This is a genomic window from Arthrobacter sp. ISL-30 (assembly GCF_018613855.1).
Lineage (GTDB): Bacteria > Actinomycetota > Actinomycetes > Actinomycetales > Micrococcaceae > Arthrobacter.
Genome location: NZ_JAGGPK010000030.1, coordinates 48963 through 71178 on the forward strand (window position 1 = coordinate 48963; position 22216 = coordinate 71178).

18 protein-coding genes are annotated in these 22216 nt (G+C 63.0%); 8 read left to right on the forward strand and 10 right to left on the reverse strand.

The window, feature by feature from the left end; all coding sequences use genetic code 11:
• Nucleotides 1-26 precede the first annotated feature (26 nt).
• Entirely contained in the window at nt 27-536 is a 510-nt protein-coding gene (locus J7E82_RS12610) for a DUF2306 domain-containing protein (RefSeq protein ID WP_214863136.1), read from the reverse strand.
• 83 nt (nt 537-619) lie between these two features.
• On the opposite strand from J7E82_RS12610, the gene J7E82_RS12615 reads away from it, so the two are divergent.
• Nucleotides 620-1240 carry a MerR family transcriptional regulator gene (locus J7E82_RS12615; RefSeq protein ID WP_214863138.1) on the forward strand — a complete coding sequence of 207 codons (621 nt, stop codon included), beginning with the start codon at nt 620-622 and terminating at the stop codon, nt 1238-1240.
• 198 nt (nt 1241-1438) lie between these two features.
• Here the strand turns inward: J7E82_RS12615 and J7E82_RS12620 are convergent, their stop codons facing one another.
• The 8 genes from J7E82_RS12620 to glmS all read right to left on the reverse strand — a co-directional run bounded on the left by J7E82_RS12620 (nt 1439) and on the right by glmS (nt 14438).
• Nucleotides 1439-2524, reverse strand: a complete 1086-nt coding sequence (locus tag J7E82_RS12620; protein ID WP_214863140.1) for an inositol-3-phosphate synthase — start codon at nt 2522-2524, stop codon at nt 1439-1441.
• A 175-nt stretch (nt 2525-2699) separates the two neighbouring features.
• The gene (gene mgrA, locus J7E82_RS12625; protein ID WP_214863142.1) at nt 2700-3746 is read right to left on the reverse strand and encodes an L-glyceraldehyde 3-phosphate reductase; all 1047 of its coding nucleotides are present in this window, start codon (nt 3744-3746) and stop codon (nt 2700-2702) included.
• 61 nt (nt 3747-3807) lie between these two features.
• Nucleotides 3808-5616 (reverse strand): malto-oligosyltrehalose trehalohydrolase, encoded by a 1809-nt coding sequence (gene treZ, locus J7E82_RS12630; RefSeq protein ID WP_214863144.1) that lies wholly within the window; start codon nt 5614-5616, stop codon nt 3808-3810.
• A 46-nt stretch (nt 5617-5662) separates the two neighbouring features.
• Nucleotides 5663-7993, reverse strand: a complete 2331-nt coding sequence (treY, locus tag J7E82_RS12635; RefSeq protein WP_214863146.1) for a malto-oligosyltrehalose synthase — start codon at nt 7991-7993, stop codon at nt 5663-5665.
• Nucleotides 7990-10521 carry a glycogen debranching protein GlgX gene (gene glgX, locus J7E82_RS12640; RefSeq protein ID WP_214863148.1) on the reverse strand — a complete coding sequence of 844 codons (2532 nt, stop codon included), beginning with the start codon at nt 10519-10521 and terminating at the stop codon, nt 7990-7992. The genes treY and glgX overlap by 4 nt, the downstream gene beginning before the upstream one ends.
• Nucleotides 10522-10599: 78 nt before the next feature.
• Nucleotides 10600-12171, reverse strand: coding sequence for an NAD(P)H-hydrate epimerase (locus tag J7E82_RS12645; RefSeq protein WP_214863150.1), 1572 nt, complete (start codon nt 12169-12171; stop codon nt 10600-10602).
• A gap of 22 nt (nt 12172-12193) precedes the next feature.
• Entirely contained in the window at nt 12194-12541 is a 348-nt protein-coding gene (locus J7E82_RS12650; RefSeq protein WP_214863152.1) for a holo-ACP synthase, read from the reverse strand.
• Between the two features lie 4 nt (nt 12542-12545).
• Nucleotides 12546-14438: a glutamine--fructose-6-phosphate transaminase (isomerizing) gene (gene glmS, locus J7E82_RS12655; RefSeq protein ID WP_214863154.1), complete on the reverse strand. Its 1893-nt coding sequence runs from the start codon at nt 14436-14438 to the stop codon at nt 12546-12548.
• A gap of 255 nt (nt 14439-14693) precedes the next feature.
• Between glmS and J7E82_RS12660 the strand changes: the two genes are divergently transcribed.
• The 7 genes from J7E82_RS12660 (at nt 14694) to J7E82_RS12690 (ending at nt 20543) form a co-directional block, all read left to right on the forward strand.
• Nucleotides 14694-16145 carry a glycosyltransferase family 2 protein gene (locus J7E82_RS12660; RefSeq protein ID WP_214863155.1) on the forward strand — a complete coding sequence of 484 codons (1452 nt, stop codon included), beginning with the start codon at nt 14694-14696 and terminating at the stop codon, nt 16143-16145.
• Nucleotides 16123-16464 (forward strand): hypothetical protein, encoded by a 342-nt coding sequence (locus J7E82_RS12665; protein ID WP_214863157.1) that lies wholly within the window; start codon nt 16123-16125, stop codon nt 16462-16464. Before J7E82_RS12660 ends, J7E82_RS12665 begins: the two co-directional genes overlap by 23 nt.
• 127 nt (nt 16465-16591) lie before the next feature.
• Nucleotides 16592-17566: a type I pantothenate kinase gene (coaA, locus tag J7E82_RS12670; protein WP_214863445.1), complete on the forward strand. Its 975-nt coding sequence runs from the start codon at nt 16592-16594 to the stop codon at nt 17564-17566.
• A 5-nt stretch (nt 17567-17571) separates the two neighbouring features.
• A complete protein-coding gene (locus tag J7E82_RS12675; RefSeq protein WP_214863159.1) occupies nt 17572-18462 on the forward strand; it encodes a D-alanyl-D-alanine carboxypeptidase family protein in 891 nt (296 codons plus the stop codon).
• 214 nt (nt 18463-18676) lie between these two features.
• Nucleotides 18677-19306, forward strand: a complete 630-nt coding sequence (locus tag J7E82_RS12680) for a protein tyrosine phosphatase (protein WP_214863161.1) — start codon at nt 18677-18679, stop codon at nt 19304-19306.
• A gap of 35 nt (nt 19307-19341) precedes the next feature.
• A complete protein-coding gene (locus J7E82_RS12685; RefSeq protein ID WP_214863163.1) occupies nt 19342-19893 on the forward strand; it encodes an RNA polymerase sigma factor in 552 nt (183 codons plus the stop codon).
• Nucleotides 19890-20543: a hypothetical protein gene (locus tag J7E82_RS12690; RefSeq protein WP_214863165.1), complete on the forward strand. Its 654-nt coding sequence runs from the start codon at nt 19890-19892 to the stop codon at nt 20541-20543. Before J7E82_RS12685 ends, J7E82_RS12690 begins: the two co-directional genes overlap by 4 nt.
• A 291-nt stretch (nt 20544-20834) precedes the next feature.
• Here the strand turns inward: J7E82_RS12690 and glmM are convergent, their stop codons facing one another.
• Nucleotides 20835-22199, reverse strand: coding sequence for a phosphoglucosamine mutase (gene glmM, locus J7E82_RS12695; RefSeq protein ID WP_214863167.1), 1365 nt, complete (start codon nt 22197-22199; stop codon nt 20835-20837).
• Nucleotides 22200-22216 lie beyond the last annotated feature (17 nt).

A 22216-nucleotide genomic window follows, 5' to 3' on the forward strand; every position in this document is an offset into this window, starting at 1 on the left:
CTAGGCTGCCGGCTGCCATCAATGCTTCATAGCTTGTTCTTGCCCAACAGAAGCGGAGAGCGCGACGGCGGCGGGACTTCACGGGAACCTGTCCTGAACAGTGAGACGTACATAACGGCGACTGCGAGTAGTACGAGTGCCGCAACGAAGACGGCCGACGCCGGATCTGTCGCCAGGAGTTGCGGTATGGCCCGGCCGGGCACGCCCACGGCGAAGCCGAACGCCACAAGAATGCCGATATAGCTTCCGATCATGTTTCCCCGATGGGCAGCGATGTTGTGGCGGATCGCGCTGACCAGCCCCAAAGTGACGGTAACGATCGTAAAGGCAGACAGTCCATGCAGCCACGTGAAGTGCCCTTCTGTGATGATCCCGAAGCTGCTGAAGCAGACGTAGTACATGGATGCTACCCAGAGGTACCCCATAGTCCTGTGGATGCGGTCGCGGCGAGAATGCAGAATCTGGATGGGACCGATCGCGAGGGCGTAGAGAGCAGCGACAACATGGCTGACAAGCAGGACATTCCAGTGTTCCATACGCCTAAGATAGAGCTACTATCCAATGGCTGTAAATCAAGATAGTGATGCCGCTGGCCGCTATCTAAAGGGGCGGAGGTGGCATGCAGCTCAAGGAACTGAGCGAACGAACGGCAACCACCCCGGCGAGCATCAAATACTATCTGCGCGAAGGGCTTCTGCCGCCGGGAGAAACGGTCCATGCAACCCGTGCCCGCTACTCCCAGCGACATGTCAAGCGGCTGGAACTCATCCATGCACTCAGGCACATCGTGCACCTGAACATCGAACAGATTCGCACCATTATCGAAATGGCCGACGACGGTGCACCACGCCTCGCAGTGCTGGCCACCGTTCAACGAGTTGTTCTGGGACTCGAACCGAACGTGCGCGAAGGTGCCGAACGCACGTACTTGGGTGACGCCGTCGTCCGCCTCCGCGGGTGGCCAGACAGGGACAGTGATGCCCGAAACGCCTTGGATGTGCAGATTTCCCTTATGGAGGGCCTGGGCATATCCATGCCCCTGGAGTTACTCGACGCTTACAGCCAAGCTCTGGACACTATCGCAGGACTGGACCTCAGTTTGACTACAGCTACGGACGACGTCGATGACATCATCCTCACGGCCGCAGTGGGGATGCACATGCACTCGCAACTCGTTCTCAGGCTCCTGGCTTTGGCACAGGCAAGCCACGCTATCCGCCGCCTCGAAATCGCCCCTTAAACGGCTGCCGCTCCCCCAATATGAGAGAGCGTCAGTCGCGAACCCGCGAAAGGTGAGAGAGCGTACGGGAAATGCCCGTCAAAGGTGAGAGAGCGTCCCCGGAACACCCGTCAAAGGTGAGAGAGCGTCCCCGGAACACCCGTCAAAGGTGAGAGAGCGTCCCCGGAAAACTCGCTAAAGGTGAGAGAGCGTGGCGGCTTAGCGCTCCAGCTCGCCGCGGATGAAGGCTTCTACTTTTTCGCGGCCGAGGTCGTCGTTGTACTGCTCCGGCGGGGACTTCATGAAGTAGCTGGAGGCAGAAAGCAGGGGTCCGCCGATGCCGCGGTCCAGGCCGATCTTTGCGGCGCGGATGGCGTCGATGATCACGCCGGCCGAGTTCGGGGAATCCCAGACTTCGAGCTTGTATTCGAGCGACACGGGGGCGTCACCGAAGTTGCGGCCCTCGAGGCGGACAAAGGCCCACTTGCGGTCGTCGAGCCACTGGACATAATCCGACGGGCCGATGTGTACATCCTTGGCGGCAAGCTCGGCCTCAACGTTGGACGTAACGGCCTGCGTCTTGGAGATCTTCTTGGACTCGAGGCGGTCGCGCTCCAGCATGTTCTTGAAGTCCATGTTGCCGCCGACGTTCAACTGGTAGGTGCGGTCCAACGTGACGCCGCGGTCTTCGAAGAGCTTGGCCATGACACGGTGTGTGATGGTGGCGCCAATCTGGCTCTTGATGTCATCGCCCACGATCGGCACGCCGGCCGCGGTGAACTTGTCGGCCCACTCCTTGGTGCCGGCAATGAACACCGGGAGGGCGTTGACGAAGGCAACGCCGGCGTCGATGGCGCATTGCGCGTAGAACTCAGCTGCTTCCTGGGAGCCTACGGGCAGGTAGCAGACCAGGACGTCAACCTTGGCGTCCTTGAGTGCCTGCACTACGTCAACGGGCGCTTCGGTGGATTCCTCGATGGTCTCGAGGTAGTACTTGCCCAGGCCGTCCAGGGTGTGTCCGCGCTGAACGATGACGCCGGTGGGCGGAACATCGGCGATCTTGATGGTGTTGTTTTCGCTCGCGAGGATGGCGTGGGCGAGGTCGACGCCGACCTTCTTGCCGTCCACGTCGAAGGCAGCAACAAACTTCACATCGTTGACGTGGTACTTGCCGAACTCCACGTGCATCAGACCGGGAATCGTGGCCTGAGGGTCGGCGTCCCGGTAGTAATGGACACCCTGGACCAGCGAAGCAGCGCAGTTTCCAACGCCGACAATGGCAACACGAATCGGATTCGTAGACACGGAACTCCTTTGAGAACTTACCTCTGGTGCCCGGCGTGGTCGTAGCAGAAGATACGACGGCGGCTTGCGGCACAGCGCCAGTCGGCGCCCTTGCATTGTATTCCAAGTTGGCGGGGGCGGGCCTTGTTCGGCCCGCCCCCGCCCTTTGCGTTACCTTATGACGCCAGGCTCTGCCTTATGACGTCAGGCTCTGCGCCCACAGGTTGATGTCGGATTCGACTGCGAACTCGTCGATCGCCAGCAGTTCTTCCTCGGTGAACCCCAGGTTGTCGATTGCTGCCAGGGTGTCCTCGAGCTGTGCGACGCTGGAGGCACCGATCAATGCCGAAGTCACCGACGAGCCCTTGGGCTGGTCCCTCAAGATCCACGCGATCGCCATCTGCGCGAGTGTCTGGCTACGGCCTGCGGCGATCTCATTGAGCCCACGGATCCGGTCGAGCTTTTCCTCAGTGATGGCAGTCTCGGAGAGGAAGCGTGCTTTAGCGGCGCGGGAGTCTGACGGAATGCCGTTGAGGTAGCGGCTGGTGAGCATGCCTTGGGCCAAGGGCGAGAAGGCGATGCAGCCGGCGCCCACTTGGTCCAGCGCCTCATACAGGTTGGGGCTGCCGTTCTCTGTCCAGCGGTTGAGCATTGAATAGCTGGGCTGGTGGATCAGCAGGGGCGTGCCGAGGTCCTTCAGGATCCGGGCGGCCTCTATCGTCTGTTCGGGCGTGTAGGAGGAGATGCCCGCGTAGAGTGCCTTACCGGAACGAACCGCGTAGTCCAGGGCGCCCATCGTCTCCTCAAGGGGCGTTTCGGGATCCGGGCGGTGGCTGTAGAAGATATCCACGTAGTCCAGTCCCATGCGCTCCAGCGACTGGTCCAGGCTGGAGATCAGGTATTTGCGGGATCCCCACTCTCCGTAGGGGCCGGGCCACATGTAGTAGCCGGCCTTGGTGGAGATGATGAGTTCGTCGCGGTACGGCTTGAAGTCGTCCTTCAGGTGGCGGCCGAAGTTGGTTTCGGCGGAGCCGTCGGGCGGGCCGTAGTTGTTTGCGAGGTCGAAGTGGTTGACGCCAAGGTCAAAGGCACGGCGAAGGATGGCGCGCTGTTCATCAAAGCGCTTGTCGTCACCGAAGTTGTGCCAAAGCCCCAGTGAAATGGCGGGAAGCTTGAGACCGCTGCGTCCGACGCGGCGGTAGGGCATGGTGTCGTAGCGGTTTTCCGCAGCCGAAAAAGTCATACGTACTATCCTGCCATCGCCGTTTGGAGCGATGGTGTGGGCGTCCGCTATGTGGTCATCGTCACGCCATATCAACTACCTCTGTGACCTCCGGCACCTGGATCCTTAGGACGGCAGCGCTTTCGGCGGGGACGGTCAGGGTCCCGTCGTCGAGGGTTGTCTTGGGATCCGTGGCCAGCAGAAGGTCGCCGTCGAGGTTCGTGGCCATTTCTTCGGCGCCGAAGTTGTAGACCACACGGACGGTCCCGCGAACCAGGATCAGCCATTGTTCGTCGTCGTCGAATTCAACTTCCGTGCCCTGGAACCCTCCCGCGGAGAGTTCGGGGGTGGATCGCCTGAGCGCGCCCAGGGCGCGGTACAGGTCCAGGAGCCTGGCGTGTTCCCCTTGGCTGGCCTCTTCCCACTTGAGCTTGGAGCGGCTGAAGGTTTCAGGGTCCTGCGGGTTGGGCACCACTGCCGGATCCCAGCCCATCCGTTCGAATTCCTTGAGCCGGCCCTTCGCGGTCGCCTCCGCGAGCCATTCCTCGGGATGGGATGTGAAGAACTGCCATGGCGTGGAGGCGCCGAACTCCTCCCCCATGAAAAGCATGGGGGTGAACGGTGATGTCATAGTCAGCACCGCGGCAAGCGAGAGCCTTCCGTAGGAGAGGGTCTCGGTGAGCCGGTCTCCTGTGGCGCGATTGCCGATCTGGTCATGGTTTTGGCTGCAGACCACGAGGGCTGACGGGTGGGCGAGATCGGCACGAATGGGCCGCCCATGGTGCCGTCCCCTGAAGCTGGAGTAGCTTCCGTCGTGGTAGAAACCGTGCTCGAGGACTTTGGCCAGCGCCGTCAATGACTGGAAATCCGAATAGTAGCCCGCTGTCTCGCCCGTCAGGTTGACGTGGACCGCATGGTGGAAGTCGTCGCTCCACTGCCCCTCAAGGCCGTACCCGTTGGCCTCCTGGGGGTAAATCAGGCGCGGGTTATTGAGGTCGGATTCCGCGATGAGAGTCCGCGGAATGCCGGTGACCGCTTCGATCTTGTCCGCGACGACGGCCAGGTCCTCCAGGATGTGAACAGCACGCTCGTCCCTGAGTGCATGGACCGCGTCCAGGCGGAGCCCGTCCACATGGAAGTCCCGCAGCCACATGGCGGCATTGTCCAGGATGTAGCCGCGGACTTCATCCGACCCCGGACCGTCCAGGTTCACCGAGTCTCCCCACGTGTTGCCTTCGCCGGACTTAAGGTACGGGCCAAACTTGGCTAGGTAGTTTCCGCTGGGACCGAGATGGTTGTAGACGACGTCCTGGATCACTCCGAGCCCCACAGCGTGGGCGGCGTCGACAAATCGCTGGTAGGCCTCCGGTCCGCCGTAGGCCTCATGAACTGCGAACCACAGGACGCCGTCGTAGCCCCAGTTGTGGGTGCCGTTGAAGGCATTGACGGGAAGGAGCTCCACGAAGTCCACGCCGAGATCCACCAGGTAGTCCAGCTTCTCGCTGGCGGCATCGAGGGTTCCTTCGGGTGTGAACGTCCCGATGTGGAGTTCATAGATGACCGAACCCTGGAGTTCGCGTCCCTTCCAGGGGGCATCTGTCCAGGCGTATTCCGTGGGGTCGAAGGTGCGTGACAGCTCGTGCACACCGCGGGGTTGACGCAACGAACGGGGGTCAGGGAACGGCCCCTCGCCATCTACGAGGTAGCCATAGTCCGTCTCGTGCCCGGAACCCTCCTTGCCGGGCCCTGTGTCCCGAACCGTCCACCAGCCGTCCGGTCCGCCCTCCAGCTTGTGCATCGGATGTTCCTGTCCGTCTGCGAGCAGCGTGACCGAGCCTGCGACCGGCGCCCACACGTCGAATCCGATTCGTGAAGTTCGTTCCTGCGACATATTTCCCCTAGCGATCGTTCGGTTCCAGCCGTGCCTTCGGTTCCAGCTATGCCTCGGGTACCAGCAGCGCCACTGGATAGGTGGCCAGCAGATCAGCCACCTGGACACGACCCGCGGCAAAACTCGCACCCGTAAGTTCGTCACGGACCGGGCCCTCAAGGCTGATCGCCGTATCCCTCCAGCCGCCATCGCGTTGCAGCCGCAGCGGCAATCGAGTCGCTAGGGTAATAGCAGCGCTTTGCGCCGTGCCGCGGTCGAAGGCTATAAGGTGCTGGGCGGCAGCACCCTCCGCCTGGATCGGCCGGTAACCGGTGAACAGTTCCGGACGGTCCCGGCGCAAGCGCAGGGCGCGCGATGTCACCAGGAGCTTCGCCAACTCGTCCTGGTACGATTCCGGCTGTCCGCCCGCATCCAGCTCCGCGAGGGCACCCTGCCGGCGCTTGAAGTCCACTGGACGCCGGTTGTCCGGGTCCGTCAGTGAACGGTCCCAAAACTCGGTGCCCTGGTACACATCGGGCACTCCCGGCATGGTCAGCTGCACGATCTTGGCGGACAGTGAATTGGAAGCACCAAAGCGGTCCAGCACCTCCACGAAGGCCGTGAGTTCGGCGTGCACGTCCGGGACGTCAAAGGCGGCGTCGACGGCGGCTGCCAGCTTCAGCTCGAACTCCTCGTCCGGGTCAGTCCACGTCGTAGAGTTTCCGGCTTCGCGGGCGGCTTTCCGGGCATACGACTGGAGCCGCTCGCGGCTGGCAGGCCATGCTGCGGCAATAGCCTGCCACAGAAGGCTGGCCAGCGGCCCATCGGGAAGCGGAGCCAGCAATTGCAGCCTCTCCAGGACAGCCGTCCACTCCTCGGCGAGTTCGGAGATCACCGAGATACGGGCCCTGGCGTCCTCACTGCGCTTCGTGTCATGAGTGCTCAGGGTGGTCATGGACAGCGGCCGCTCAGCCAGTCGGGCCGCCATCCGGGAGTGGAAGTCCGACGGCGATAGGGCAAATTCCGTGGGATCGGCGCCAACCTCGGTGAGGGTTCCAAGCCGGGTGTAGCGGTAAAAGGCTGTGTCTTCGACGCCCTTCGCCATCACCATGCCCGATGTCTGCTGGAAGCGGCGGCCGAACTCGGCATCCGGATCGAGCAACAGCGGGAGGAGGACCTTCACGGTTCCGGCAAGATCCGGCCGGGCCACGGACGCCTTTTCACACGCGCCCTCCAGGATCTCTTTACCTTGGGGAAGGTAGGTCCGGTAGACGGGGAAGTTGGCGATAATCTCGGCGATTGAATCAGCAACAGCGTCAAGCGGCAGCTCCGGTTCGGGCGCCCTCGGATGTGCCGGAACGAGTCGTGCCAGGCGCAGGATCTCGGAGCGGAGGATGCCGTCCGTGATGGCCCGCTTGGTGCCGTGGATCATGTCACCGTAATCGGCTGCCGTGTCACTTCCCCGCAGGGAGGCGTCCAGTTTGTCGAGGATCTGCTCGGCCTCCGGATCAACGAAGAGCCGGTCGACGTCGGCTAGCGCGTCATAGCCGGTGGTTCCCTCGCAGGCGAACGATTCAGGCAGGTCCTCGCCCGGTTCCAGGATTTTCTCAACCAGGACGTAGGCGCCGCCTGTAGCCTGCTTGAGTCGCGTCAGGTAATCGGCCGGATACGCAAGCCCGTCCGGGTGGTCAATACGGAGCCCGTCAACGAGGCCTTCCCGGAACCAGCGAAGGACCTCGGCGTGCGATTCGTCAAAGACCCACGGGACTTCGACCCTGACCCCCGCCAACGTATTTACGCCAAAGAAGCGGCGATAGTTCAACTCGGCGTCGGCCCTGCGCCAGCCCATCAGTTCATAGTGCTGGCGGTCATGGACGGCACGGGGAGAGTCGCCGTCGTCGTATGTGCCGTCCGCAAGCGGGAAGCGGTGCTCAAAGTACCTCAGCTCGCCATCCTCTACAGTGAGCTTGTCCAGGTCGTCGTCGCTGCCGAGCACAGGAAGCCTGATCTTTCCGCCACCAAAATCCCAGTCGACGTCGAACGCCTCCGCGTACCTGGACTGGCGGCCCTCCTTAAGCAGGGACCACCACCAGGGGTTTTGCGATGGCGTTGCGACACCCACGTGGTTGGGGACGATATCCACCAGGATGCCCATCCCTGCTTCCCTCACCGCCCGGGAGAGGGAAGCCAGGCCCTCGGCCCCGCCCCTCGCCGGGTCCACCAGCGAGGGATCCGTGACGTCGTAGCCGTGGTCGGACCCCTCCTCCGCCTTGAGGATCGGAGAAAGGTAAACCCAGTCGACGCCGAGGGAACGCAAGTAACCGGTCAGTTCTGCCGCATCCTGCAGAGTGAGGCTCGGCCGGATCTGCAGCCTGTAGGTGGAAACCGGCGCCCTCATGATTCGGCCTTTTTGCCTGCCCGCTTTCCCTTGCCTGGCCCCTTGGACTTCGTTTGGCCGGGGGCTTTCGGGCCGGCTGGCGGGATGTCCGTGCTGGCGGTATCAGCAGGCGCCCCCTCAGCAGGCGCGACGTCGGCAGCCGCCCCCTCGGCCGGCGCCACCCCAGCAGGCGCGACGTCGGCAGCCGCCGCCGTATCGGCGGTATCAGCAGGCGCCGCCTCGGCAGGCGCCACCTCAGCAGGCGTCCCCGTAACGTCGAAGCCGATCTCGCTGTAAGGCGTCGTCGATGTTGTCGGAGCCGGCTGCTTGGTGGTTTTCGGTTCCGGAATTGCCGGTGCCGTCAAAGTGGCGGTCTCGGGCGTTGCGGTTTGCGATAGTGCCGCGAGGGAGGCTGCCACGGAGTGGTCCGGCTCCGGCTCGGGAGTGCTGTGCGCCCTCATGACCACCAGGGATTTGGCCGCCACGTGAAGGACGCCGCCGGCCTTGACCGGTTCCGTGTCGGCGTTTTCACCGGCGGTGTCGATGATGATGTCCCAGGCAGGAGCGTATTCGTCGGATGGCAGCGTGAAGTCCACCTCGTCGTCGTGCGCGTTGAAGTAGAGCAGGAAGTTCACGTCGGTAATGCGGCGACCACGATCGTCCCTTGCCCGAATGCCATCGCCGTTCAGGAAAACGCCAACCGAGCGACCGAAAGCGCTGTCCCAGTCCTCTGGTTGCATGTTGGTGGCGTCGGCGTCCAGCCACACGATGTCAGGAAGCCGTTCGCCCGCGCCTCGGCGAACAGGCCTGCCATCAAAGAAGCGGCTGCGGCGGAAAGTCGGGTGCTTCGTTCTCAACGCGTTGACGGCCGCCGTGAACTCAATCAGGGGCTGGTCCACGCTGTCCCAGTTAATCCAGGTCAACTCGGAGTCCTGGCAGTACCCGTTGTTGTTGCCCTGCTGGGTGCGGCCAAGCTCATCACCGTGCAGGATCATGGGCACGCCCTGGGACAGCAGGAGGGACGCGATAAAGTTGCGCTGCTGCCGGGCTCGAAGGGCCAGGACCTTGGCGTCCTCCGTGGGGCCCTCAGCTCCACAGTTCCAGGAGCGGTTGTATGATTCACCGTCCCTGTTGCCCTCGCCATTGGCCTCGTTGTGCTTCTGGTTGTAGGAGACCAGGTCCGCCAGGGTGAATCCGTCATGAGCTGTGACGAAGTTGATGGAGGCCACCGGGCGCCTGCCGGAGTGTTCGTACAAGTCCGCCGAACCGGTGATACGCGAGGCGAATTCCCCCAGGGTTGCGGGTTCGCCTCGCCAGAAATCCCGGACAGTGTCGCGGTATTTGCCGTTCCATTCCGTCCACTGGGGCGGGAAGTTGCCCACCTGGTAGCCCCCGGGTCCAACGTCCCACGGCTCCGCGATGAGCTTGACCTGCGACACCACCGGATCCTGCTGGATAAGTTCGAAGAACGACGACAGCTTGTCGACGTCGTAGAACTCACGGGCCAACGTGGAGGCGAGGTCGAAGCGGAAGCCGTCCACGTGCATTTCGGTCACCCAATAGCGCAGCGAGTCCATCAGCAGCTGCAGCGAATGCGGGTGACGGACGTTCAGGGAGTTTCCGGTGCCCGTGTAGTCCATGTAGTGCTTGAGGTCGCCCTCAACCAGCCGGTAATAGGCGGAGTTATCGATGCCCTTGAAGGAAAGGGTGGGGCCAAGGTGGTTGCCTTCAGCCGTGTGGTTGTAAACCACATCCAGGATGACTTCGATCCCGGCGTTGTGCAGTGCCCGCACCATTGCCTTGAAGTCCTGGACCTGCTGGCCCGTGTCCCCCTTGGAGCTGTAGCTATTGTGCGGCGCGAAGAAGCCAATGGTGTTGTAGCCCCAGTAGTTGTTCAGGCCCCTGTCCTGCAGGATGCCGTCGTTGGTGAACTGGTGGACAGGCATGAGCTCGATCGCCGTTACGCCGAGCTTCTGCAGGTGCGCGATCACCGCGGGGTGGGCGACGCCGGCGTAGGTGCCTTGCTGCTCTTCCGGAACCTCGGGATGCAGCTTGGTGAGGCCCTTGACGTGGGCTTCGTAGATGACCGACTTGTGGTACGGAATCCGCAGCAGCTGGTCACCGGCCCAGTCGAAGAAGGGGTTGATGACCACGCCGAGCATCATGTGGGGCGCCGAGTCGGCGTCGTTCCGGGAGTCGGGGTCACCCATGTTGTAGGAGAACAGGGCCGGATCCCAGTCAATCTGCCCCTGGATGGCCTTCGCGTAAGGGTCCAGGAGCAGCTTGTTGGGGTTGAACCGATTCCCCGATGGGGGGTCGTAGGGTCCATGTACCCGGTAGCCGTATTTCTGGCCCGGCTGAACCTGCGGCAAGTAGCAGTGCCACACATAACCGTCCACTTCGTGGAGCTGTACGCGCGTCTCCACGCCGTCGTCGTCGAAGAGGCACAGCTCAACCTTCTCGGCCTTCTCGCTGAAGATCGCGAAGTTCGTTCCTGTCCCGTCAAAGGTTGCCCCGAGCGGATACGCCGATCCTGGCCAGACGTCCATATGTTCTCCTGTTTCGAGCGACGGAAAGCTTGCTGCAAGCCTACCGATAGGCCACGACAGTTCGTGGCCATCACCACATTAGCCCGGGTTACCGGAATTCGAAGTGTGCTTACTATGGAGGTTGCGCAATATCGGCGGCACTTCCTGGGCAATTGCGCCTGCCGTTACCGGCCCTCCTTGTGATGCGGAAGCACCCGCCAATCCATGCAAGCTGGCGGCCATCGCGCCCACGGCGGCCCACCTGTCCTTCACTGCGATATCACGGGCCGCGAAGGGACCGTCGTCCCCGCCGAGCCCCTCGGCCAGTTGCGCCAAGAGCGAACCGAGAATCCCGCCAAGACTGTCCCCGCTACCCGCCGTCGCCATCCATGAGGTGCCTTCGGATTGGCTGAAGACCATGCCGGACGGCGATGCAACAATCGTGGTGGCGCCCTTCAGCAGGACTGTGGCCCCGGTACTTTCGGCGGCCAGCCGAACGAAGTGCAGCGGCCGAGCCTCGACGTCGTCCCGGGTCACTTCGGTTCCCCGGCGCGCAAGCAGGGCGGCCAGCTCTCCGGCATGCGGGGTCAGGATCCAGTTGGGCGGGCACTCTTCGGGCAGCAGCTCCAGCCCTCCGGCATCGACGACGGCGGGAAGCCCGGCCTCGCGGGCGGCGGTGAGCGCGTTTTGCCCACGCTGTATCTGTTCATTACCCAGGACGCCGGAACCGACAAGCCAAGCCTGGACGCGGCCGGATTCGGGAGGCTCATGCGGTTCCCAGATCGCTTCGGGAGAGTGCTGAAGGACCTGCCTTGCCACGGTGTCCGGGCCGAGGTAGCGGACCATGCCAGCCCCTGACAGCACCGCGGCGTGCACGCTGAGCATGGCAGCACCGGGATAGCGTTCGGAACCGGCCACCACTCCCAGGACTCCCCGGCTGTACTTATGCGCGCGCCGTCCCGGCGCCGGCAGGAGTTCGGGAAAGTCCGCCTCGTCCAGGCGCAGCAGCACCGGCCTCGGAAGGAACTCTTCAATCCCGATTGGCACAAGCTCCAGCCGTCCGGCATGCCCTTCGCCAGGATCTGCCAGGAGGCCAGCCTTTGCCGCGCCGAAGGTCACGGTGACGTGGGCATCGAGGACGGGCCAATGCGCCTCTCCGGTATCGGCGTCGACACCACTCGGAAGGTCGCAGGCGATAACGAGTCCGGGGGCCAGTTCCTGCAGGCACGCCAGCAGTTCCGCGGCATCCCCGCGTACTCCCCCTGAGGCTCCGGTGCCAAGGATCGCGTCGATGATGACGTCGTCCGCCGCGGCCAGAACAGCGAGGTCTTCCGCTGACGATCGGGTCACGGGGTGGACACGTCCGCCGGCTGCCTTGAAGGCGGCCAGCCCAGGTCCGTGTACGCCATCTGAGGTGAGTATCGCCGTCGTACGCATTCCCCGACGGGCCAGCAGGGCTCCGGCGAAGAGTCCGTCGCCGCCGTTGTTCCCCTTGCCCACCAGAACGGTGGCGCTGGCCCCGTAGAGGCGCTTTCCGCGGCGCCTGAGTTCGCGCACGGCGGCCTGCGAGAGCCCGTACGCCGCCCGCTGCATAAGGACAGCGCCCTCACCGGAGTCGAGCAGCGGCTTTTCCGCTGCCCGTATCTGCTGTCCGGTGAAGGCGCTGATCATGTCCGGGTGCCCTTGGCTTCCGCTACCCCTCGGCCAGCACGGTCGCGGTGGCGATGCCGCCGTCGTGGCTCATGGAGAGGTGCCAGCGCTTGACTCCCTTTGCGTCGGCAACAGCGAGGACGGTGCCCGTGACCTGGATGGTGGGCCCGTTCTGGTCCAGTCCGATCCAGCAGTCCTGCCAGTTCATGCCGGCCGGAGCACCGAGGACTTTCGCTACCGCCTCCTTGGCCGCGAAACGGGCAGCGAGCGAGCGGGTGTTGAGCCCACGTTCAGCCGGCACGAACAAACGGTCCCGGAGACCGGGAGTTCTTTCCAGTTGCCGTCCGAACCGCTCAATATCAACTACGTCTACGCCTATGCCTACAATCATGCGGCTATTCTACGGTCACGCTCTTGGCCAGGTTTCGCGGCTGGTCCACGTCGTAGCCCTTGGCGGCGGCAAGTTCGCAGGCGAAGATCTGCAGCGGAACGGTGGTCAGGAGCGGCATGAGTAGCGGAGGTGTTTCCGGGACGTAGAAGACGTGTTCGGCGTAGTTGCGGACTGCTTCGTCGCCTTCTTCTGCGATGACCATGGTCCGCGCACCGCGGGCGCGGATCTCCTGGATGTTGCTGACCACCTTGGAGTGCAGCGACTCACGGCCGCGCGGGGACGGTACGACGACGAACACCGGCTGGCCTTCATCGATCAGCGCGATCGGCCCGTGCTTGAGCTCACCCGCTGCGAAGCCTTCGGCATGGAGGTAGGCGATTTCCTTGAGCTTCAGCGCACCCTCAAGGGCCACCGGGAAGCCGACGTGACGGCCCAGGAAGAGCACGGACTTCTCGTCCTTCATGCTCCGGGCGAGTTCCCGCAGTTCCGTCGCGGAATCAAGGATCTTCTGGATCTTGGCCGGAATCTTGCCAAGGTCCGCCAGTACGTCCTTGATCTGTCCCGAGAAGATGTTGCCGCGCAACTGGGCCAGGTACAGGCCCAGCAGGTAGGCCGCGGTGATTTGGGCCAGGAAAGCCTTGGTAGAGGCCACGGCGATTTCCGGGCCCGCGTGCGTGTACAGCACCGCGTCGGATTCACGCGGAATAGTGGAGCCGTTGGTGTTGCAGATGGACACCGTGATAGCACCCTGCTCCCGGGCGTACCGGACGGCCATGAGCGTGTCCATGGTCTCGCCCGACTGGCTGATTGACACCACCAGGGTGTTCGAGTCCACGATCGGATCCCGGTAGCGGAACTCGTGCGCCAGCTCCACCTCGGTGGGGATCCGGCACCAGTTCTCAATGGCGTACTTGGCCACCAGGCCGGCATAAGCTGCGGTACCGCAGGCCAGGACGATAATCTTGTCGACCTTCTTCAACAGCTGCGGATCGATGCGCAGCTCATCCAGGGTCAGCCGGCCGTTCAGGTCCGAGCGTCCTAGCAGGGTCTGGGCGACGGCGTCGGGCTGGTCGTGGATTTCCTTCTCCATGAAGGACGAGAAGCCGCCCTTCTCCGCCGACGCCGGATCCCAGTCCACCGTGTATTCCTTGCCCACCGCGGGAGCGCCGAAGAAGTCGGTGATCTCCACAGAGCCGGCCGTGATGGTCACGATCTGGTCCTGACCCAGTTCAATGGCCTTGCGGGTGTAGTCGATGAACCCGGAAACGTCCGAGCCCAGGAAGTTCTCGCCTTCGCCCAGGCCCACCACCAGCGGAGAGTTCCGGCGCGCGGCCACGACGACGTCGGGCTGGTCGGCGTGGACGGCCAGGAGTGTGAAAGCTCCCTGAAGGCGCTGGCAGGCCAGCTGCATCGCTTTGGCGAGTCCGCCGTCGGCCGTGTTGCCCTTGAGCTGGTTTCGGAAAATGTCCCCCAGGAGGGCCGCGGCCACCTCGGTGTCCGTCTCCGAGGCGAAAACGACGCCCTTGGCGAGCAGCTGCTGCTTCAGCTCAGCGAAGTTTTCAATGATCCCGTTGTGGATAACGGCCAGCCGCCCGTCGTCGGCAAGGTGCGGGTGGGCGTTGCGATCCGTCGGCCCACCATGCGTGGCCCACCGGGTGTGACCGATACCGGTCAGGGAATCAGGCAGCGGACTGCCCTCAAGTTCATCCAGCAGGTTACTCAGCTTCCCGGACTTCTTACGCGAAGAAATCCTCCCGTCTGCCACCACCGCGACACCTGCAGAGTCATAGCCACGGTACTCAAGCCGGCGCAATCCTTCGAGGACGACATCCAGGGCGTTATGGCCGGCATTTACCCGGCCAGAAGAATTACCAACGTAACCAACGATTCCACACATGGGGTCAAGCCTATCCCGAGCGACAACGGAGTACCTCACCGGACAGTCCGAGCGGGCCCGTGTGAACCGGTCCAACCCACATGCAGTCCGTCGCATCAGACACACTTCTCCGTCATGCCTTGAGCAGAAATTGGGGGGATTGTCCAAATTCTTGAGTGTTCATTTCCGGTTCCCCGAACCGTTCCTTGAGTTTTCAGCTGCACAGTGACTGTATTCAGCCCGCTGGGGGCTGAATACAAAAAAGGGCATTTCTGCATGGATAACCTACCGAGCTTTGTCCTGTCCGTCCTGGGTCCTGCCCTGTTCGCGGGCGTAACCTTTATCGGCGTCCGCATGGCCTCCTATTGGTGGAGCTTTGCTTTCCATTGGGGCCGTTACCGGCGTTCGGAACCGATTTCCACCCTGCAACTCACAGCCTTGGACGTCCCCTTCACCAAGATCCAGATCACAACGAGTGGTTCCAGCGGCAGTACAGAGGTAATTCTGCGGGGCGTCGGCCACATCATGGACCTTGCCAAGGATGCACCTGTTTTCTACGCCAGCTTCCTGTCGGTAGAGGTTGTCACAGAATCGGCGGAACAACGCTGGGTTCTGGAGCGGGCCTTCCACGATTCTCCTCTGCCCCTGGACGTCCTTGTGGTGCCCCACGACTACTTGCCGCGGAACGGTACCCGGCTCAAGGCGCGGGGACTGCATTACGCCGTTGAACAGCGCCGGAAGTCGTGGAACAGCAAGCCGGGCCGGACCTTCATCGTCCACTACGACGAGGAAAGCGTTATGGTTCCTGCTGAGCTGCGCAAGCTGATCGCCTGCCTCGCCACAACGGACAAGAAGGTCCTCGAAGGTCCCATCTACTATCCGCTGGACTACATGCGCTCCTCATCGCTCTGCCGTGCCATGGAAGCGAACCGGCCCATCGTCTGTTACGAATGCCGGCACGTCATGGAGACCGGTAATCCGTTCCACCTCCATGGTTCAAATCTGGTGATCGATGAAGAGCTCGAAAACGAGATCGGCTGGGACATCGGTTGCCTGAACGGCCAGCCGTTCATCGCCGAGGACTACGTTTTCGGAATGAAGGCTTTCTCTGCCTACGGTAAAAACGTCTTCGGCTGGCACGGCTGCCTCATGCTCGAACAGCCACCGTTCTCCGTGCGCAGCGCCTTTAGACAGCGCTACCGCTGGGTCTTTGGGGTCCTGCAGGGTATGGCGGCCATGGGCACTAACCCGAACTTTGCGGCGTTGCCATGGAAGACCAGGGCGGGTTTGATCTGGGGGACGAGGTACCGGATCAGCACCTTCGCTCTGGGTTCGCTGGTTGGCGTCCTCTGCATGGCCGTAATGCCCACCTTCCTCATCCAGTCTGTGCAGGCAATGTTCCTGGAACAATCCGCCTTGGCTGCAGGTCCGGAAGGTGCCTGGCTATCAGCCGTGGGCATCATGTGGATCGGATCAGTCTTCGTCGGTGTGTGGCACAACGTAGCGGACTCCGAGCTTGACCCTATGCAAAGAAGCGCAGAGATCGCGCGGGCCGTGCTGCTTGCTCCCATCGCAGGTCTGGTGGAAAGCTCCGCTGCGCTCCACGCGGTTATTGACTGGGCGCGCGGCAAACGCAAAGTGCAGTGGGTGCCAACACCCAAGACCAAGGAAGCGGACGTCGTAAGCACAAGGAGAAGTAATAGTTATGGACGATTCCCTCGTAGTTGATGTCAGAGGCACCCTAAGGCCTGCCACTCCTGCAACTGGTACCGGACATGCTGGCAAGGCACTCACAGGACATGGTCCCCCCCACGCCCTTAGGCGGCTCGATGTCAAAGGCAGGATCGAATGCGGCGTACTCGCGGTCGGCGCCCTCCTGATAGCGACGGCCTACATCCTGGTGCCCCTGGTGTCTGCCCTGTACTTCATGATCCACACGGTCTTCGTAGCCTTCAGCATCGGGCTGGCCCTCATCATCGAACTAGCCCTTATGATCACCTACGTCATTCGAAGGACCGAAACCCACGCAGAAAAGACAAAAGTCTGAATCCTTAGCACGAGACCAACAGCATCTGACTAATCCGTGAGCAGGATCACCCGGACTTCTGCACTTGTTAGCACTGCGTCGGCCTGTTGTTTCCCTGCATTTCCGGATCACGCGCACGAGGGGCAGAATCGAAAGCGTGACTTCGCAACGCACTGAGGCGAACGGCGAGGGCGTCTCGCCATTCGTGGAACTGGACCGCCAGACGTGGTCCCGGCTCGCAGCCCAGATGGAACAGCCCCTCAATGAAGAGGACATCATCCGGCTGCGAGGCCTCGGCGACCCGCTGGATATGAAGGAAGTGCGCGAGGTCTACCTGCCCCTTTCGCGGCTGCTCCACCTCTATGTCCAGGCTTCGCACCAGCTCCACGCCGCCACAACTACCTTCCTCGGCGAGCAGACCCAGCGCACGCCCTTTGTGATCGGCGTTGCCGGCTCCGTCGCCGTCGGAAAATCAACCATCGCGCGTGTATTGCGCGAAATGCTGCGCCGCTGGCCGGGCACTCCGAACGTCCAGCTCATCACGACCGACGGTTTCCTGTACCCCCTCGCCGAGCTCAAGCGCAGGCACCTGCTGGAACGCAAGGGTTTCCCCGAATCCTACGACCGCCGCGCGCTGCTCCGCTTCGTGAGCGAGATCAAGGGCGGGGCAGAGGAAGTCCGGGCGCCCTGGTACTCGCATATCACCTACGACATTGTTCCGGGCAAGGAAGTGGTGGTTCGCCGCCCCGACGTGCTGATCGTTGAAGGCCTCAACGTGCTGGCCCCGGCCAGGCCCCGCCACGACGGGAGGCAGGGGCTCGCCCTGAGCGACTTCTTTGATTTCTCCATCTACGTAGATGCCAAGACCTCGTACATCGAGGAGTGGTACGTGGACCGTTTCCGGAAGCTGCGCAGCACCGCTTTCGCCCAGCCGGAATCCTACTTCCACCGCTATGCCACGCTCTCCGACGATGAGGCCGAAGCTACCGCACGCGGCATTTGGAAGCGCATCAACGAGCCAAACCTCGTGGAGAACGTCCTGCCCACCCGCGGCAGGGCGCAGCTGGTCCTGACCAAAGAGGTGGACCATTCGATCCGCCGAATGCTGCTCAGGAAGGTCTAGCCGCGATGTGTGGCGAACCGTTCGCAAAGCGGGACATCAGCCGCCGTGACATAACCAGATTCCTGGCAGCGGGAGCTGCACTGGCCGGCCTTGCCGCCTGCACCCCTGAGAGCCCCTCCCCCGCTTCTTCGGCAAGTGCTTCTTCGGCAAGTGCGTCTGCGGCAAGTGCAGACCCCGCTACAGCCGCGCCGCTGCAGCCGGCTGCTGCGGCGGAGCCCGCTGAGGTGCCGGAAGCGCCAGCAGCGCCTGAGCCCCCGGCCGCTCCTCAAGCTCCCTTCAACGCCTTGAAGACCCAGCATTCCATCACAGATCCGGCCAGCCCCTGGGTGGTGGTCAACAAGCACAGGCCCCTGACGCCGCTTGAGTACGCGCCCGCCGACCTGGTGCAGCCCAACGTGCGTCTCGCCGTCGGCGGAGAAGCCGCCCTGCTGAACCGGACGACGGCGAGCGCGGCGGAACAGTTGTTCGCGGCGGCGGCGCGGGACGGCGTCGTACTGGCCCTTGCGAGCGGCTACCGCTCATTCGCCACCCAGGCCGCGACCTATAACGGCTATGCCAGCAGCCGGGGCCAGGCTTCGGCTGACACCGCCTCCGCACGACCCGGCTTTTCAGAACACCAGACAGGGTGGGCCTTTGACATTGCCGACGGCGGTGGGGCCTGCAGCTTCCTGCCCTGTTTCGCGGAACAGCCAGCCGCTGTCTGGGCCAAAGCCAACGCTGCCACGTTCGGACTTGTCGTCCGCTATCCCTGGATGTTCCACGACATCACCGGCTACTACTACGAGTCCTGGCACCTGCGCTACATAGGCGTCGAAGCCGCAATGGATATGACGGCGAAGGGAATCCAGACCCTCGAGGAGTACTTCGGCCTAGAGGCGGCGCCGGGGTACGTGTAAGGCAGCTGAGCGTCCGGAGGGATTGACCGAAGGCTACAAAAGCGAAGTCCAGTGGCGGGACTCCTTCTGGAGTCCGGCCACTGTTGTCTCTCCACAATCCTGTTTGGCGGTTCCCTGACAAACCCAGATCCCGCTTGATCAAATCTTTGGGATTAAATGCGGAAATCCTTGGATAAGCGCGTCATATTCCTCGCGTTCCAGCGATTACCTTGATGTGGACCCGACGTCCACGGTTATTTCAGGGCTATTTCATATGGGGAATTTCATGTCGTTCTTTACTGTATTGGTCACGAGCAAAATCGCAGCGGGGGTGCTGGCAGGCGGAACCCTGGCGGCTGGAGGTACGGCCGCCGCAGCCTACACCGGAACACTGCCTGCACCGCTGCAGCAGACTGCCCACGACTTCATCGGTGCCCCGGCTGCAGCACAAGACTCAAAGGCGCCACAAGACTCCAAGGCTGCTCAAAACTCCAAGGCGGAAGATCACAAACCCGACGCCGACTCGCATGGTAAAGCTTCGAAGCCAGCGGATGCACCTGAGTCGCGCCCAAACGCAACTCCCGTGGGTCCGGACGCCAGTGGTCCGGCCGCATTTGGATTGTGCAAGGCGTTCACAAACGGTGGACTCGATTCATCGTCTACGGCCTACAAGTCGCTGGCCACGGCCGCCGGGAATGACGATATCGCCACGTACTGCAAATCTGTGCCGGTACCAGGTCAATCTGCCGAGCACCGGAAGGAAACTTCGGGCAAGTCTGCGGCAGACCGTAAGAGCGCACCGCATCCTCCGGCAAAAGCAGAGCGCGGACAATCACACAAACCCGCCACGGCCGGAAAACCGTAGAGCCAGGACACACGGAAATGTCCAGGGGGTGGGGGATGGATACGATCACTGACGATCTTGTGGCTTCTAGCCATGGAGATCACGCGTCTCTGTTCACCGCCGTCTACACGACATTTTCCCCCGCTGTCGCCGGGTACCTTCGGGCAGGTGGAGTGGATGATCCCGAAGGCGTCACCCATGATGTCTTCCTTGCCCTTTATCCCAGGCTGAAGTCGGTCCGCGGCGGGGCGCAGGGGCTCAGAACCCTGATCTTCTCCATCGCCCACGCCCGCTACGTAGACCACCATCGCCGCCGCCGCGGAACACCTGCCCCGGTCGAATACGATTCCGACCGAGACCATCGCCTGACGGCATCGGCGGAAGACCAGGCCCTGGACGGCAGCCCCGAGGCCAACGCACTGCTCATGCTCGAAGAACTCAGCGAGGACCATCGGGAGGTGCTGCGATTGCGCATAATCGCGGAACTGTCCCTGAAAGAGGTCGCAGTCATCATGAAAAAATCACCAGGCGCAGTCGCCCACCTCCAACAAAGGGCCCTGGCCAGTCTCCGTAACCAACAGAAGGCAAAGAACGGGGTGGCATCATGACCACCAGATCCACGCCTCACGACGAGCAGATTGTCGATCAGCTCCTTCTCGAAACAGACACCGAAGATGCCGCAGAGCTGAGGTTCGCGCTACTGGAGCTGCGGTCCTTCGCCGCCGGACCGCCACCGGCGCCTTCAGCGAAGCTGGCCGCACTCATGGCCCCAAGACTGGTCAGCCTCGATGACCGACGGAAGCGCAAACACCATCGCGCGGGGCTCGCTGCCTTGGCCGTTGCTATGTCGATGGGGATGGGAAGCGCCGCCGTAGCCGCGGCCGACCCTGGATTCCGCGACAAGGCACAAGAGACCATCACCACGCTGATCAACACGGTGACCCAACCCCATCAGGGACATCCTGTGCCCGGCCGCGGCAACGGCCGCGGAAACGGCGCGCAGGAGGGAGCGGGCCACGCTCCCGACAACGCGACGCCTGCACGAGGTGCGCCGGGACGCTCTGGGCAAGAAAACGCGCCCTCACACGGGCCCGGAGACGTGCCTCCCGGCCAGGAAACGCGGCCATCGACCAAGCAAGGTGGGCCGCCGGCCTCCATGCCGGCCGGGGGCCCGGCAAACACGCCCGCACTCCCGGACCGTCAGAAAACGGAAAACCGGCCTCCTCCGTCGTCCCCGTCCGCCAAGCCACGAACCTGACGATTTTTAGACACCATCAGAAAACCGGAAGGACGCGACGATTCCGCGGAGCGCCTTCCCTTCCAACTCCCTGCCGTGACCGGCAGGATCGGAGACAGCTGCAGTTTCCAGATGACTACAGCCGATCCCGTGCTCACATGCTTGTTCGCCCCCATCGGAGCCCATGTAGCACCTAGCCTCTACCGCTCAGTCGGATAGAGAGAGGGCCCCGCTCGTGCCCCAGACTAGAGCGGGGCCCTTGCCCTGCCCCAGAGATGCCGGCGGTGCCCCGGACGTCCGGGCCAAAGGGTTTTAGACAGCGAGTCCTGTCGAGACGGACAGGCGCTCTTTGACGACGGCGGCAAGGTGGTTGCAGATCCGTTCAGCAGTTTCCATGTCCGCGGCTTCTACCATGACACGCACCAGCGCCTCGGTCCCTGAGGGCCGCAACAGCACGCGGCCGGTATCGCCCAGCTCCTGCGTGGCCTGGTCGACTGCGGCCGCAACGCCGGGGTCCGTGCTGGCGCGGGACTTGTCCACATCCCTGACGTTGATCATGATCTGGGGCAGCTTGGTCATCGCCGTGGCGAGTTCCTTGAGGCTCCGGCCCGTTCCTGCCACCTGAGCTGCAATCTGCAAGCCGGTGAGGACGCCGTCGCCGGTGGTGGCATAGTCCGAGAAGATCACGTGGCCCGACTGCTCGCCACCCAGGTTGTAACCGCCGTCGCGCATTTCCTCCAGCACGTAGCGGTCCCCCACGGCGGTTTCGCGAATGCTGATGCCGGCGTCGCGAAGGGCGATCTTGAGGCCAAGGTTGCTCATGACGGTGGCTACCAGGACGTTGTCCTTGAGCTTGCCTGCCTGCTTGAGGGACAGTGCCAGGATCGCCATGATCTGGTCGCCGTCGACCTCGGTTCCTTCATGGTCCACTGCAAGGCAGCGGTCGGCGTCGCCGTCGTGGGCTATGCCGAGGTCTGCGCCGTGCGCTACTACGGACTGCTTCAGGAGATCGAGGTGGGTGGAGCCGACGCCGTCGTTGATGTTTAGGCCGTCGGGTTCAGCGCCGATCACCACGACGTCGGCTCCGGCGTCCTTGAACACCTGCGGCGAACAGCCGCTGGCGGCGCCGTGGGCGCAGTCCAGGACGATCTTGAGGCCGTCCAGGCGGTAAGGCAGCGTGCCGAGGAGATGGACAATGTAGCGGTCCTCGGCGTCAGAGAAGCGCTGGATGCGTCCCACCATCCCGCCCAGGGGCCGGATGGGCTCGCGGCCCATCTGCTCTTCGATGGCGTCCTCGACGTCGTCAGGCAGCTTCTGGCCGCCTGCTGCGAAGAACTTGATGCCATTATCCGGGGCAGGGTTGTGCGAGGCCGAGATCATCACGCCGAAGTCTGCGTTCAGGTCCGCCACCAGATAGGCGGCTGCAGGCGTGGGCAAAACACCGGCGTCGTAGACATCAATACCGGAGCTTGAGAGCCCCGCTTCAACCGCTGCCGCCAGGAACTCACCACTCGCCCGGGGATCTCGGGCGACGACGGCGCGGGGACGCCTGCCGTCGGAAGCGTTCTTAGGGCTGAGTACGACGGCGGCGGCCTGGGCGAGCTTTAATGCGAGCTCCGCTGTGAGCAGATCGTTCGCGAGACCGCGCACGCCGTCCGTTCCAAATAATCTAGACATCGGGTCAAGTTTAGTGG

Coding starts and splice junctions, on each gene's coding strand:
- treY (WP_214863146.1), bottom strand. CDS start 7,993: ATGAGGGCGCCGGTTTCCACCTACAGGCTGCAGATCCGGCCGAGCCTC.
- J7E82_RS12610 (WP_214863136.1), bottom strand. CDS start 536: ATGGAACACTGGAATGTCCTGCTTGTCAGCCATGTTGTCGCTGCTCTC.
- mgrA (WP_214863142.1), bottom strand. CDS start 3,746: ATGACTTTTTCGGCTGCGGAAAACCGCTACGACACCATGCCCTACCGC.
- J7E82_RS12665 (WP_214863157.1), top strand. CDS start 16,123: ATGGACGATTCCCTCGTAGTTGATGTCAGAGGCACCCTAAGGCCTGCC.
- glmM (WP_214863167.1), bottom strand. CDS start 22,199: ATGTCTAGATTATTTGGAACGGACGGCGTGCGCGGTCTCGCGAACGAT.
- glgX (WP_214863148.1), bottom strand. CDS start 10,521: ATGGACGTCTGGCCAGGATCGGCGTATCCGCTCGGGGCAACCTTTGAC.
- J7E82_RS12690 (WP_214863165.1), top strand. CDS start 19,890: ATGACCACCAGATCCACGCCTCACGACGAGCAGATTGTCGATCAGCTC.
- J7E82_RS12660 (WP_214863155.1), top strand. CDS start 14,694: ATGGATAACCTACCGAGCTTTGTCCTGTCCGTCCTGGGTCCTGCCCTG.
- glmS (WP_214863154.1), bottom strand. CDS start 14,438: ATGTGTGGAATCGTTGGTTACGTTGGTAATTCTTCTGGCCGGGTAAAT.
- J7E82_RS12675 (WP_214863159.1), top strand. CDS start 17,572: ATGTGTGGCGAACCGTTCGCAAAGCGGGACATCAGCCGCCGTGACATA.
- J7E82_RS12650 (WP_214863152.1), bottom strand. CDS start 12,541: ATGATTGTAGGCATAGGCGTAGACGTAGTTGATATTGAGCGGTTCGGA.
- J7E82_RS12685 (WP_214863163.1), top strand. CDS start 19,342: ATGGATACGATCACTGACGATCTTGTGGCTTCTAGCCATGGAGATCAC.
- J7E82_RS12645 (WP_214863150.1), bottom strand. CDS start 12,171: ATGATCAGCGCCTTCACCGGACAGCAGATACGGGCAGCGGAAAAGCCG.
- J7E82_RS12615 (WP_214863138.1), top strand. CDS start 620: ATGCAGCTCAAGGAACTGAGCGAACGAACGGCAACCACCCCGGCGAGC.
- treZ (WP_214863144.1), bottom strand. CDS start 5,616: ATGTCGCAGGAACGAACTTCACGAATCGGATTCGACGTGTGGGCGCCG.